The organism is Pedobacter flavus, from assembly GCF_036324285.1.
Classification (GTDB): Bacteria; Bacteroidota; Bacteroidia; order Sphingobacteriales; family Sphingobacteriaceae; genus Pedobacter; species Pedobacter flavus.
This window is the reverse complement of record NZ_JAZDQU010000001.1, coordinates 935,454-948,218: the sequence shown is the minus strand read 5'-3', so window position 1 is coordinate 948,218 and position 12,765 is coordinate 935,454. Positions and strand designations below refer to the sequence as shown.

At 32.9% G+C, this 12,765-nt stretch carries 14 protein-coding genes; 6 read left to right on the top strand and 8 right to left on the bottom strand.

Features of this window, described 5'->3' with window-relative positions; all coding sequences use genetic code 11:
* Position 1: 1 nt before the first annotated feature.
* The 8 genes from VRU49_RS04440 to typA all read right to left on the bottom strand — a co-directional run bounded on the left by VRU49_RS04440 (position 2) and on the right by typA (position 7,887).
* The gene (locus VRU49_RS04440) at positions 2-1,255 is read right to left on the bottom strand and encodes a glycosyltransferase (protein WP_330145579.1); all 1,254 of its coding nucleotides are present in this window, start codon (positions 1,253-1,255) and stop codon (positions 2-4) included.
* Positions 1,256-1,294: 39 nt separating this feature from the next.
* Complete coding sequence (locus VRU49_RS04435; protein ID WP_330145578.1) at positions 1,295-2,197, bottom strand: glycosyltransferase family protein; 903 nt, start codon at positions 2,195-2,197, stop codon at positions 1,295-1,297.
* 2 nt (positions 2,198-2,199) lie between these two features.
* Positions 2,200-2,961 carry a class I SAM-dependent methyltransferase gene (locus VRU49_RS04430; protein ID WP_330145577.1) on the bottom strand — a complete coding sequence of 254 codons (762 nt, stop codon included), beginning with the start codon at positions 2,959-2,961 and terminating at the stop codon, positions 2,200-2,202.
* Positions 2,962-2,971: 10 nt separating this feature from the next.
* The gene (locus tag VRU49_RS04425; protein WP_330145576.1) at positions 2,972-3,619 is read right to left on the bottom strand and encodes an FkbM family methyltransferase; all 648 of its coding nucleotides are present in this window, start codon (positions 3,617-3,619) and stop codon (positions 2,972-2,974) included.
* On the bottom strand, positions 3,616-4,938 hold the full coding sequence (locus VRU49_RS04420) for a flippase (RefSeq protein WP_330145575.1): 1,323 nt from the start codon (positions 4,936-4,938) through the stop codon (positions 3,616-3,618). Before VRU49_RS04420 ends, VRU49_RS04425 begins: the two co-directional genes overlap by 4 nt.
* 27 nt (positions 4,939-4,965) lie before the next feature.
* Positions 4,966-5,373: a hypothetical protein gene (locus VRU49_RS04415; RefSeq protein WP_330145574.1), complete on the bottom strand. Its 408-nt coding sequence runs from the start codon at positions 5,371-5,373 to the stop codon at positions 4,966-4,968.
* A gap of 1 nt (position 5,374) precedes the next feature.
* A complete protein-coding gene (locus VRU49_RS04410; RefSeq protein WP_330145573.1) occupies positions 5,375-5,899 on the bottom strand; it encodes a DinB family protein in 525 nt (174 codons plus the stop codon).
* Positions 5,900-6,081: 182 nt separating this feature from the next.
* Complete coding sequence (gene typA, locus VRU49_RS04405) at positions 6,082-7,887, bottom strand: translational GTPase TypA (RefSeq protein ID WP_330145572.1); 1,806 nt, start codon at positions 7,885-7,887, stop codon at positions 6,082-6,084.
* A 329-nt stretch (positions 7,888-8,216) separates the two neighbouring features.
* On the opposite strand from typA, the gene VRU49_RS04400 reads away from it, so the two are divergent.
* The 6 genes from VRU49_RS04400 (at position 8,217) to VRU49_RS04375 (ending at position 12,762) form a co-directional block, all read left to right on the top strand.
* Entirely contained in the window at positions 8,217-9,317 is a 1,101-nt protein-coding gene (locus tag VRU49_RS04400; protein WP_330145571.1) for a carboxylate-amine ligase, read from the top strand.
* Entirely contained in the window at positions 9,317-10,138 is an 822-nt protein-coding gene (locus tag VRU49_RS04395; protein WP_330145570.1) for a glutamine amidotransferase-related protein, read from the top strand. Before VRU49_RS04400 ends, VRU49_RS04395 begins: the two co-directional genes overlap by 1 nt.
* 5 nt (positions 10,139-10,143) lie before the next feature.
* Positions 10,144-11,328 (top strand): hypothetical protein, encoded by a 1,185-nt coding sequence (locus VRU49_RS04390; RefSeq protein WP_330145569.1) that lies wholly within the window; start codon positions 10,144-10,146, stop codon positions 11,326-11,328.
* A gap of 73 nt (positions 11,329-11,401) precedes the next feature.
* Entirely contained in the window at positions 11,402-11,557 is a 156-nt protein-coding gene (locus VRU49_RS04385) for a FeoB-associated Cys-rich membrane protein (RefSeq protein WP_330145568.1), read from the top strand.
* On the top strand, positions 11,558-12,148 hold the full coding sequence (locus tag VRU49_RS04380; RefSeq protein WP_330145567.1) for a Crp/Fnr family transcriptional regulator: 591 nt from the start codon (positions 11,558-11,560) through the stop codon (positions 12,146-12,148). It begins immediately after the preceding gene.
* An 83-nt stretch (positions 12,149-12,231) separates the two neighbouring features.
* Complete coding sequence (locus VRU49_RS04375) at positions 12,232-12,762, top strand: YceI family protein (protein WP_330145566.1); 531 nt, start codon at positions 12,232-12,234, stop codon at positions 12,760-12,762.
* Positions 12,763-12,765 lie beyond the last annotated feature (3 nt).

The window sequence follows — 12,765 nt, the reverse complement described above, 5'->3', positions numbered from 1 at the left end:
TTTATATCCCTCTATAATATTCTAAATGTTTAGCTGCAATTACCTCTTCTGCATAGTTTTCTAGGACTGCTTTTCTACATTCTTTTTGTAGTGAATAGCTATCAGGATGATTGATTATCCAATTTATACCCTCAACTAAGTCGTCCGATGATTTATAATCTGATAAATATCCATTTTCTAGATGTTTAATCATATCAGGAATACCACCGGTTTTAAAAGCCACTACAGGTGTCCCACACGCCATACTCTCCATTATGGTATTGGGCAAATTATCTTCTAAAGAAGGAAGGATAAATGCATCTGATGCTGAATAACACTTCGCCAAATGCTCGTCTTTATTAATGGTTCCTAAAAATGTAACCTTTATGGGTAAATCTGGTTGTTCTACATTAGATTTATTACCAAAGACCACCAATTCTATTTCATTTAAAGGAATTACAGACTTAAATTTCAATAAATTTAAAGCATCAAAAAGATATTGAGTGCCTTTATGCTTATCATTTTTTGAAGGCATAAAACCACTTAAAATCACAAATTTATGCGGTTCTATATTCAGAATTTTTTTGGCCTCTGCCTTTACATAAGGTTTAAATATATGAGTTTCTAAAGTATTTGGAATTACGCGAACCTCACGAGTTCCCAATAAACTACTAAGCTTAACCGAGTTCTTCATCCAAGTACTTGGGGCAATAATCTTAAAGTTTACTTTGGAATAATTTAACTCTTTACTTTTCCAATTAACGTGAGAAGCATCATGATTACCCGAAATCTTTAAAACTGGGCAATGACCACATTGACTATAATAATTTTCGCAGGTATAGCGTACATGACAACCTCCAGTAAATGCATTACTATCGTGAAAGGTCCAGAAAATAGGCTTTTCCAATTCCTCAAGTTTAGCCAAATCTGCAGGTTTTAAAAACCCATGGTTTACCCAATGAATATGAATAATATCTGCTTCTAAAACTTCCATTCGCTTAGAAATATCTACTCCGAATTTTTGAATACTAAATGGGATACCTATTGACTTAGACAGCCATTTTGAAAGATAACGTTCAGAAAAAATATTAAATACTGCTTTAATCTTTCCCAGAAATGTTTCGCTAATACCTTTTGTAGGTGAACTGGGATTAAATTTATACAATACGAGAACTTTAGAATCTACTCCACTGTCAATTAATGCAGCATTTAATCGCAAACAAGCGCGACCAGCTCCACCATTACCATCGTATGTATTTATATGCAGTACCTTCAATGGTTATAAAATTACGATTAATGTGCTATTTATTTAAAATTAACGTGCAAATTTTGTTTTTAAATAACGTTTTATGCGCTCAAAAATTGATCCTTTCCTATTTTTAAGGAAATGCCTGATGGCCAAATAGGCGGTTTCTGATTCTTTTATTTCTGTCGGAAAGTTTTCTATTCTTTTGGGGTGTATAATCACATTGTAAATGTCATTTATCCCAGAATGTACACCAGAACCATCATGCCCTATATTGTTCACCAAAGAATGTGCAGGATTTAAAGTTAATCCGCCTTTTAAAAATATAGAAGCATACCAGCGTATTGCCCAACTGTTGTTCTTACCATTTTTAAACTCTCTCATTTGTTTCCAAAAATTCATGGAATGATCGATAGAAAAATCCTTTATTTTTTTGGCATCAAACTGGCGCATTAAATCATCAATATCTGGATTGAAATTTTCCCAAGCTCTATCCCAGGTAGCCCAACCCCAACTAGATGCCGCTCTATAAAAAAATGTTTCTGGTAAGTTTTTTTCTTTTAAAGGATACATATAAGCGCCAATATGCATCACTTCCGATTGATCTTTATAAATATTTAGCGCTTCATTAAAATAGGTTAGTGTAAAAGGGGATGTGATTAAATCGTCTTCTAAAACAATTACTTTCCCATACTTTTTTACCAAATCTGTAACCCCAAAAATAATATTATTAGCTAAACCCAAATTCCGATCCTGCAGTATAACCTCTACAGATTTAAAACCATCAATATTTTTTATTAAATCCCGTACTTCTTCTACTTTTTTAGCATCACGCTCATTTTTATTTCCATCAGAAAAAATAAAAAGTCGGCTTTCAGAAGCCAATTCATTTTTTTTAAGAAAATTTAAAGTTCTTAAAGTATGATCTGGTCTATTGTAAACAAATAAAGCAACAGGAGCAAAATTCTGCATTCTTAAAAAATTGATACTTCGTGATCACTACTTTTAACTAAAACGGTATATGCATTGGCATATTGTTCTTGTTTTTTCTTTCCCAAAATTTCACCAAACACCTTTTTCACCCAATATTCTAGATGAATTTTTGCTGTTTTAAATAAGGATTTCGACTGTTTTAAATTAACATAAATATTGTATTCTACCGTTTTTGGATCGGTTAAGGAAGTCATATCCTTAACTACTTCTAAGCTTTCACTTTTCAACAAAAACCTTAACAGAGTTGGAGTGTACATATTGATATGACCATAATTTAAAAAATGTGCCATTCTATGATCAACCCCATACCTATAATCTTTAGGTACTTCAATAACTATATAATTTGCTACTCTTTTTAATTCCCTTAATAAAATTCGCTCATGTTCTACGTGCTCCAATACATGCGAGAGCACTATTAAATCGAAACTTTTATCTGGAAATGGTAATGTATAGCCATCAAACTGCTGTACATCTACCAGTCTTTCTAAATTCCTGTTTCTTATTTGATCTACCCCGGACTCAGCAATCTCAACCGCATATAACTCCTCTCCAAAATGTGCTTCATTAAGAAAATGTAAAATACTACCATCGCCCGCTCCAACTTCTAAAACTTTTTTAGGCTTTAAATTTTTACAGACTTCAAATATATGCGCAGCTTTTGCCTTGGCGCTCATTAATCGCCATTCATTATCATTGTTAATGTAAAACTGATTATATGCTTCTTTAAAATCTTGATTTAACATATAATAGATTTTATATATCTAAACAATTGTTGGGTTTATAAAAAACGGATGTAGATTTCAAATAAAATAGTCCTGGCGAAATACCACTAAAACTTAGTTCCTTAAAACCTTCAGCTTTAAGAAATTTCCTAGCCGGCTCATATTCCATTCGTTCACTATCATCTAATACTATTACACCACTTTCTGATAATGCTTCTACACTATTTATACAGCAGTTTACTCTATCCCGTCCATCAACAATAATTAAATCGAATTTATGTTGGGTAGATTTTGCCATTTTACTATATTCTCCATTCTTAGATAATGCGCAAAATATAATTTCAGCATTTGAAGGGCTTTCTTTTTTAACTTTTTCAAACCATTCTTTATCATGTTCAACAGAAACAACGCTCGCCGCTCTTAAAGCATAATATTTTGTAGAACTTCCCGAACCATATTCGAATATAAGGTGAGATTTTTTGATTCTATCTTGTATGAAATCTATAAACGAGTAGGTTACCCAAGGAATAGCATTACCTTGACCATCTATTGCAGATTTGGTTTTATATGCATTAAACCAACCTATTGAATTTAAATAGCCCTTTTTTCTAAATGATAATAGAGCTTTTACAGATTTTGGATCTTTTATTAATGCCATTACGGCGTTTAGCGTACTCAATGTTTTTTAAGTTTTTGGATTGATGAAATCAAAAATAAAGATTTTAACATCATAATTCCTTGCTCTCGTGTTTTTGATAAAATTAAAAGATAAAAAGTGGTTACTGCACAAGCAACTAAGGTAGCTATAGATGCCCCCACACCTCCATACAATGGAATTAACCATAAATTTAAAACAACATTTACTATGGCACCCGTTGCAGTCCTGTAAAAAGAAATTGATGTATATCCTTCTGCAATTAAATATTGAGAGCTAGCACTACCCAAAAACACAAATACGCCCGACCAAATATGAATAGATAAAATAATGCCTACACCAGGGAATTTTTCACCATAAACCAACATAGTGATATCTTCAGCAAAGAAGCTGATGAATAAAGCTACTGGTAAACTAATTAAAACTAATAAATCGTATAAATTTCCTAAACGCTTTTTATATCTAGGTAAATCTGTCTTCCTAGCATGAATAATTGCCGGAAAAACCGATGTAACTATTGCTACCGGAATAAAATACCATGCTTCACTTAAATTGGCAGCCGCACTATAAATTCCCACAGCCTCTCTACCAACTGCCATAAGCATAACCTGATCTATTTTCATATAAATAGACACCATTACAGCTGATAAAATTAATGGGAATGATTTTGCTAATAACCCTTTTCCTCTTTCCCAACTGAATGTCCAGTTATAAATATTCCCTCCCTTTTTCTGATAAATAGCAATTAATCCTATTGCTAAAATAAATCCTTCTATAAAAAGAACCAGTACAATCCAAAATAATGATAGACCCAGACTTACGACTATAATTTTTAAAGCCGCAGCAACTAATAGTACTGTGTTCTGAACATGTACTACATATTTTGATTTTACTTGCGATTGAAAGTAAGCATCAATAACATTGAAAGATTTAAAGAAAGAAGCGCCAGAAAGTAAAACAACCAATAAAGTAAGTGGTGTTGCTTTAACTTCTACCTGATCATAAAAAAACAGGTAAAAAGCTACTGTAATAGGAATAAGTAAGGCGTTTACAATTACCCTTAATCCTAGAGAGGTACCTAATATTTCATTTTGTTTATTGGGTTCATTAATAAGTTCACGGATTATAAATGTATCCAGACCTAATGCCCCAACCGCAGCCATAATAGCCACTAAAGCTAAAATAAAATTTAAATCTCCGAAACCCGTAGGTCCTAAATACCTGGCAATTATTAATCCAACGATTAGGCTTAAAAGCTTGCCAAACATTAACCATCCAGTATTTTTAAAATACTTTTGAAATGCTTGTTCGTCAAACCCTTTAATGGCCGGTATTTTTATCATGCAATAAAAATAGGGTATTTCTATTGGTTATCCGCCGTTTGCCTCTTGAATTACTTCACCTTTTGAAGGTTGTGCGCTTTTAGCTGGTGCAGTACCAACTGGTGCAGCAGGTGTAGCTTGCGTTGCAGCCGATTTTAAAGGCGCTCCAACTGGCAATGAACAATCGTGACCTGGCATTCCGTGTTCAGGATTTAATCCATTTGCAGGAGTATTAACAGGTGATGCAACTGGTTTAAATGGAGCACCAACTGGTAGCGAACAATCGTGACCCGGTTGTCCGTGTTCAGGATTAACAGTTAAACCTGCTCTTGCAGATTCATCTGAAGTTAAAGTTGGAAGTTGTCCTTCGGGCATTTTAATTGCTTCTTGCTTGTTAGATTCTCCAGAACATGAAGAAAAAAATGCTACCACCAATACTAAGTATAAATATCTCATCCTATTTTAATTTTAAAAACGCCTTTTCTGTGCGATCTATTTGTTTTAAATGATGTTTTAAATGAACTTCTATAAATCTAAACCAATCCAATCTATTTAAATAACCCAATGCCCCATGTTTCACTCGGTTTTCAATGCAAATATCGGAGGTTTTATTCCCGACAAAAATAAACTTTGTTTCGAAAGTTTCTATAAGTGAAAGTGCTTCTGCTTTGGAAATTGACTTTAATCTGTTAATTATATGTTTTGGTGCTTTAATTTTTATGAAAGGAGGAAAAACACCAAAATACAATATAAACCTACCGATTAAAGAAAGTCGGCCTGCTTCGTCCCTACCCGCATCTATATTCTCTATTACTCGGATAGATAATAAACTGGCATCGAAAATATGAAAATATATCTCACTATAAGACCAGGCATCGGCAGAAGGCCTTTTTATAAATTCTTCTTCACTCAAAGAATTTATAAAATTTCGATAAGATAATGTTAATCTCCTAACAGATTCAAGTGTGTGTTTGAGTTGCATGTTAATTAATTGATAACCTAGAAATTAAATTTAAGGTAAATTAATTAAAAAAAAGGAAATTATCTAAATTGATTTAATTTTTCTATTTAATAACTCCCACAAACCCACTTTTTATATTATTTTAAGAATAAATGATTTATTAAAGCATAAAAAAAAGCCGAACTAAAAGTTCGGCTTATATTTTATTGAAATTGTTTCGCGTTAACTTTTCGCTCGTTTTCTTTTAAATAAATCTTACGAAGCCTCATACTAACAGGTGTTATTTCTATATACTCGTCTGCCTGGATATATTCCATTGCTTCTTCCAATGAGAATTTTGTAGCAGGAGCAATTCTAGTATTATCATCAGAACCAGAAGCACGCATATTGGTTAAAGCTTTACCTTTAACTAAGTTTACTACTAAGTCGTTATCACGGATGTGCTCACCCATAATTTGACCTTCATAAACCTCTACACCTGGCTCAACAAAGAAACGACCTCTATCTTGTAACTTATCAATTGAATAAGCAGTAGTTTGTCCTTTTTCCATTGATACAAGAACACCATTTAATCTACCCGGGATACTACCCTTCCAAGGCTCATACGCTTTAAATCTATGCGCCATGATAGCTTCTCCAGCAGTAGCTGTAAGAATATTATTTCTTAATCCGATGATACCTCTTGATGGAATTTCGAATTCTAAATGTTGTAAATCACCTTTTGGTTCCATTACTAATAACTCACCTTTACGTTGAGTTACTAATTCAATAACCTTTCCAGCAACATCTGCAGGCGAATCAACAATTAAAGTTTCAATAGGCTCACATTTAACCCCATCAATTTCTTTAACAATAACTTGAGGCTGACCAACTTGTAACTCATAGCCTTCTCTACGCATGGTTTCTATAAGAACTGATAAGTGAAGAATACCTCTTCCATATACCAAATATGAATCTGGAGTATTTGTCTCAATTACTTTTAGAGCCAAATTTTTCTCCATCTCTTTATATAAACGCTCTCTTAAACGTTGAGAGGTAACAAATTTTCCTTCTTTACCAAAAAATGGTGAGTTATTAATGGTGAACAACATGTTCATCGTTGGCTCATCAATTTTAATTACTGGCAATTGTTCTGGATTCTCAAAATCTGCAATTGTATCACCAATTTCAAACCCCTCAATACCAACTACCGCACAAATATCGCCTGAAACAACTTCTGAGATTTTTACTTTTCCTAAACCATCAAAAGTATATAGTTCTTTTACTCTTGATTTTACAAGCTTACCATCTCTTTTAATTAAAGTGATAGGCTGATTTTCAGAGATTTTTCCTCTATGAACTCTACCAATTGCAATACGACCAACAAATGATGAATAATCTAAAGAGGTAATTTGCATTTGAAGTGTTCCCTCATTATTTGGTGCTGGTGGAATATGCTCCAAAATAGCATCCATTAATGGGAAAATATCTGTAGTAGGTTTTTTATAGTCGGTACTCATCCAACCTTGTTTAGATGAACCATAAATTACAGGAAAATCTAATTGCTCTTCTGTAGCTTCTAGGTTAAAAAACAATTCGAATATTTGTTCGTAAACTTCTTCCGGGCGACAGTTTTCTTTATCAACTTTGTTTACAACAACGATAGGTTTTAAACCTAATGCTAGTGCTTTTTGCGTTACAAAACGCGTTTGAGGCATTGCTCCTTCAAAAGCATCGCACAACAAGATAACACCATCGGCCATTTTTAAAACACGCTCTACCTCACCACCAAAATCGGCGTGACCAGGGGTATCTATAATATTGATTTTTACGTCTTTGTATTTAACGGATACGTTCTTCGAAACAATTGTAATTCCACGCTCGCGCTCTAAATCATTATTATCAAGGATTAAATCGCCTGACTGTTCATTATCTCTAAAGATAGAACATGAATGAAGAATTTTGTCAACCAAGGTGGTTTTTCCATGATCGACATGGGCAATTATGGCAATATTTCTAACTTTTTGCATTGAATTTGTAAAATAAGGCGCAAAGATACATAGAAAATATGGAAAATATTGAGATTTTTATTGGCATAAAGCGCTTTAAGATTCAGATATTCAGCTATTAGTAAATAAATAAGTGATTTTATGGCATTTAATTTTTTTCAGATAACAGATTTTTTTATCAAATTTTAACTTAAATCGGTTGTTAAAAAGAATGTACATTTACATTTAGCTTTTATGAAAGGTTAATTTTTAAGCTAAAATTGATTACTACCTATTAAAACCATAACTTAACAAAGGTTATTAGTTGGTAATAATTACCAAATACGATTTAAGGAATAGTTTTTATTATAATGAACAAGTTTACCATTGGCGTAGAAGAGGAATATATGGTTATTGATCCTGTTTCCAGAGAACTAACTTCTCACGATCAAAAGATTGTTGAAGCAGCTCAAAGTAAATATGGTGATCAGGTAAAAGCAGAAATGCACCAAGCAGTTGTTGAGGTTGGAACAAAAATCTGTAACAATACTGAACAAGCCAGGAAGGAAATAACCGACTTAAGGTTATACGTTTCTAAATTAGCAGAAGATTTAGGCCTGAAAATTGGTGCCGCCGGAACGCATCCTTTTTCTCATTGGGATAAACAATTAATTACCGACCACCCAAGATATTCTGAAATTATTAATGAATTTCAAGAAGCCGCAAGATCTAATCTAATTTTTGGTTTACACGTCCACATTGGTTTCCAATCTAGAGATTTAGCGATTCAAATTGCCAACCAAGTAAGATATTTCTTGCCTCATGTGTTTGCTATGTCTACCAACTCCCCATTTTGGGAAGGTAGAAATACAGGCTATAAATCGTTTAGAACTAAGGTTTTCGATAAGTTTCCGAGAACTGGAATCCCCGATATTTTTAATAGTATCGAAGATTATGATAATTATGTAAAGCTGCTGATAAAAACCAATTGTATGGATAGCGCCAAAAAAATTTGGTGGGATTTAAGGATACATCCAATTTATGATACAATTGAGTTTAGAATTTGTGACTGCCCAACTTTAATAGATGAAACCATGACTTTTGTAGCATTGTTTCAAGCTCTTTGCGCAAAATTATATAAGCTACGGTTGCAAAACATGAATTATATAAATTACTCAAGAGCCTTAATTAATGAAAATAAATGGAGAGCAGCCAGATACGGTATCGATGGGAAATTAATCGATTTTGGCAAGGAAAAGGAAGTAGAATGTAAAAGCCTTTTACTAGAACTCCTAGATTTTGTGGATGATGTGGTGGATGATTTAGGCTCAAGAAAAGATATTGAATATGTGCATACCATTTTAAAAAATGGAACAGGCGCAGACAGACAACTAGAATTATTTAACAAAACCCAAAGCTTAGAAACAGTGGTAGATTTTATTACTTCGTCTACCCTAACAGGATTAAATTGATGCAAAAACTAAAAGATATAAAAGTCGCAATTATTGATTTAAATAATGGTAAACCCAATCAAGCTCTACCCAGCATTTATTCGATTTTGGAAGATTTTCAACTTCAACATGATGTGATTTTTTATACTCAATCTTTTGCCCTAAGAAATAAAGGTGAAATTCCAGATTTAGGATTCGATATTTATATTTCAACAGGTGGCCCAGGTAGTCCCTATGATGGGAATGGACATAAATGGGAAGAAGATTTATTTAATCTATTAGATGCTTTAGATGAGCATAATCTTCAAGCTTCTCAAAAAAAGTTCACTTTCTTAATTTGTCATTCTTTTCAGTTGGCTTGTATGAAGTATAAATTAGGGACACTAACCCGAAGAGAAAAAATAGCAGCCGGAGTTTTTCCAGTTTATTTAACTCCAGAAGGTGAAAACGAACCCATATTTAAAGGCCTTAAGCCCGTATTTTACTCTATTGACAATAGAAATTGGCAAGTGGTAAATCCAAATGCCGAAAATTTAAAAAATAAAAAAGCAGTTATTCTGGCAATAGAAAACCCTCATCCTAATCCAGATCAGGAACGTTGTTTAATGGCCATTCGGTTTTCAAGGGAAATGATTGGCACACAATTCCATCCAGAAGCAAATCCAATTGGCGTTAAATTATTTTTGCACAAACCAGAAATTAAAAAATTAATAGAAGAGAATTATAGCGCTAAGGTTTATTCAGAAATGATCGAAAATCTTAATCACCCAGAACGTATCCCGCATACTTTTGAGACTATTTTGCCAAATTTTTTAATGAATGCAGTCCAACAATTAGCTTAATCTATATGGTTAACGATAATATATCTTTTAATGAGAATTATGAGGAGCTGGCTTATTTAAAATTCTTGAATGAAATTGAATCAACCTATGGCCCAATTCCTTTTAGAATAGCAGAAGCACCCTTTTTTATATCCGAAGATTTAAAAACTCAACTTATTGAAGCAGGACAAGAGATTATAAATTTCATTAAATCTCCTAATTTTAATTCGTTAACTCAATCTTCTATCCCAAAGGAGTGGAATGTTCCAAACCAAAATACACATCCTCATTTTTTGGCTTTGGATTTTGCTATTACCGAAACAGAAAACGGTCAACTACAACCTAAGCTTATAGAATTACAAGGCTTCCCCTCATTATTTGGATTCCAGGATTATTTAGCTGAAATGTATAAGAAGCATTTTAACATAAACCCTGAAATGAGCCCTTATTTTGGGGATTTTGACAAAACATCTATGTTTAATCTTCTTAAAAAAGTTATTGTAGGCGACCATAATGAAAAGGAAGTTGTGTTGTTGGATGTTGATGCGCATCATCAAAAAACTTTAATTGATTTTAAAATTACATGTGAAGCATTGGGTATTCAAATTGTAGCCCTGGAGGAAGTTTTTGAAGAAAACAATGATTTGTACTACCTAAGAAACAATGAAAAAACACAGATCAAAAGAATTTATAATCGTTTAATTTTTGATGAAATCGCATCAAAACCTCATTTACTAACAGCCCACTTTAATCCAACGCATGCATTAAATGTAGAATGGATTACCCATCCAAATTGGTTTTACAACGTGTCCAAATATATTTTACCTTACTTAAAGGGTAAATATTTTCCGCAATCCGATTATTTAAATAACGTAATTAATAATCTACCGACCGATCTATCTAAATATATTATAAAACCTCTTATGTCTTTTGGAGGAAAAGGCGTAATAATAGACGTTTCGAAAGAGATAATTGACCAAATTGATGATCCAGAAAACTGGATTATACAAGAGAAAGTAGATTATGCGCCTATTATTCCATCGCCAAATGGCAAGGCTAAAGTAGAGTTAAGACTCATGTATATATGGCCAGACAACCAAGAACCACAGCTTTGTATTAATTTGGCTCGACTAAGCAAGGGAAAAATGATAGGTGTAAATTACAACAAGGATTTAAATTGGGTAGGTGGCAGTGTTGGCCTCATGCGCTAGGCTATAATAGAAATTTATTGGTAGATTAACAGAAGTATGACCATTTGTTAAAAATCTAAACTTATATTTGTTTATGGATGTGCAATTAATTCTTGTAATTCTTTTATTTATAGCCGCTTTAGCCTATGTTGTACGCATGATATACAAAGCAGTTAATGCTAAACAATCTTGTGGCTCTAATTGTAAATGCGGTGTGAATTTTGACAATATCCCCACTCCAAAAAAATAAATGGCGACCTCTTTTAAAAGATATCTAATAGATAAATTATCTATTACTGAAGAGCAAGCAGACAAAGCCGTTCCCGACCTTAAAACTAAATTTTTTAAAAAAGGAACTATTATTATTTCTGAAGGTGATACCAAGTCTGATTCCTATTTTGTGAATAGTGGTCTGCTTAGAATGTTTTCTATGGATCAGAAAGGTAAAGAACACGTAATACAGTTTGCCCCTGAAAATTGGATGATATCTGACAGAAATTCTCTTATGTACAACGAACCATCTGCCTATTATATTGAAGCAGTTGAAGATACAGAAGTTGTAATTGTAGATAAAAATTTCTTTGTGAATATGAAGCACGTAATTCCAGAAATTCTGGAATTAAACATCAATATGCTACATAATTCGATAAGATTTATGCAACATAGAATTAATATGTTACTAAGCGCTTCTGCCGAAGAGCGCTATTTACACTTCATTAAACTTTATCCTAACTTAACACTGAGGGTGCCGCAATGGATGATAGCTTCCTACCTTGGCATTACACCCGAATCTTTAAGTAGAGTTAGGAAAGATTTAGCGCATAAAAATTTCAAAAAGTAACTTTCTCGCATATTCCATTTCTTACCATAAATCAAGGGTAATCAGATATTTAGAATCTACCTTTGTTTTATAAATTAAAAGTTATGGAAAAAATTAATTGGGTTTTAGATCCCACACATAGTGAATTACAATTTAAAGTTAAACACTTAATGATCACTACCGTTACAGGTGGAATTAAAGATTTTAATGCAACATTAATTAGTGCTGATGATGATTTCTCGAATGCTGAAATTGAATTTGAAGGGAAATTAGAATCAATAGATACTGGTACTGCAGATAGAGATGCGCATTTAAAAAGTGCTGACTTTTTCGACATTGAGCAATTCCCTACATTAAATTTTAAATCTACTTCATTTTCAAAAAATGGTGATGATATTAAAATAGGTGGAGATTTAACGATTAAAGGAATTACTAAATCAGTAACTCTAAATGCTGAATTAGGTGGCGTAGCTACAGATCCTTGGGGAAACACTAAAGCTGGATTTACATTCGAAACACGTATTAACCGTACAGATTTTGGATTAACTTGGAATTCTGTTTTAGCATCTGGTGGTGTTATGGTTAGTGAAGAAGTTAAAATTTTAGGCGAAGTTCAGTTTGTAAAACAAGCCTAATAT

Bases quoted from the DNA above. Each gene is read 5' to 3' on its own strand.
- VRU49_RS04435 (WP_330145578.1), bottom strand. From the start codon at position 2,197: ATGCAGAATTTTGCTCCTGTTGCTTTATTTGTTTACAATAGACCAGAT.
- VRU49_RS04430 (WP_330145577.1), bottom strand. From the start codon at position 2,961: ATGTTAAATCAAGATTTTAAAGAAGCATATAATCAGTTTTACATTAAC.
- VRU49_RS04420 (WP_330145575.1), bottom strand. From the start codon at position 4,938: ATGATAAAAATACCGGCCATTAAAGGGTTTGACGAACAAGCATTTCAA.
- VRU49_RS04415 (WP_330145574.1), bottom strand. From the start codon at position 5,373: ATGAGATATTTATACTTAGTATTGGTGGTAGCATTTTTTTCTTCATGT.
- VRU49_RS04410 (WP_330145573.1), bottom strand. From the start codon at position 5,899: ATGCAACTCAAACACACACTTGAATCTGTTAGGAGATTAACATTATCT.
- typA (WP_330145572.1), bottom strand. From the start codon at position 7,887: ATGCAAAAAGTTAGAAATATTGCCATAATTGCCCATGTCGATCATGGA.
- VRU49_RS04400 (WP_330145571.1), top strand. From the start codon at position 8,217: ATGAACAAGTTTACCATTGGCGTAGAAGAGGAATATATGGTTATTGAT.
- VRU49_RS04395 (WP_330145570.1), top strand. From the start codon at position 9,317: ATGCAAAAACTAAAAGATATAAAAGTCGCAATTATTGATTTAAATAAT.
- VRU49_RS04390 (WP_330145569.1), top strand. From the start codon at position 10,144: ATGGTTAACGATAATATATCTTTTAATGAGAATTATGAGGAGCTGGCT.
- VRU49_RS04385 (WP_330145568.1), top strand. From the start codon at position 11,402: ATGGATGTGCAATTAATTCTTGTAATTCTTTTATTTATAGCCGCTTTA.
- VRU49_RS04380 (WP_330145567.1), top strand. From the start codon at position 11,558: ATGGCGACCTCTTTTAAAAGATATCTAATAGATAAATTATCTATTACT.
- VRU49_RS04375 (WP_330145566.1), top strand. From the start codon at position 12,232: ATGGAAAAAATTAATTGGGTTTTAGATCCCACACATAGTGAATTACAA.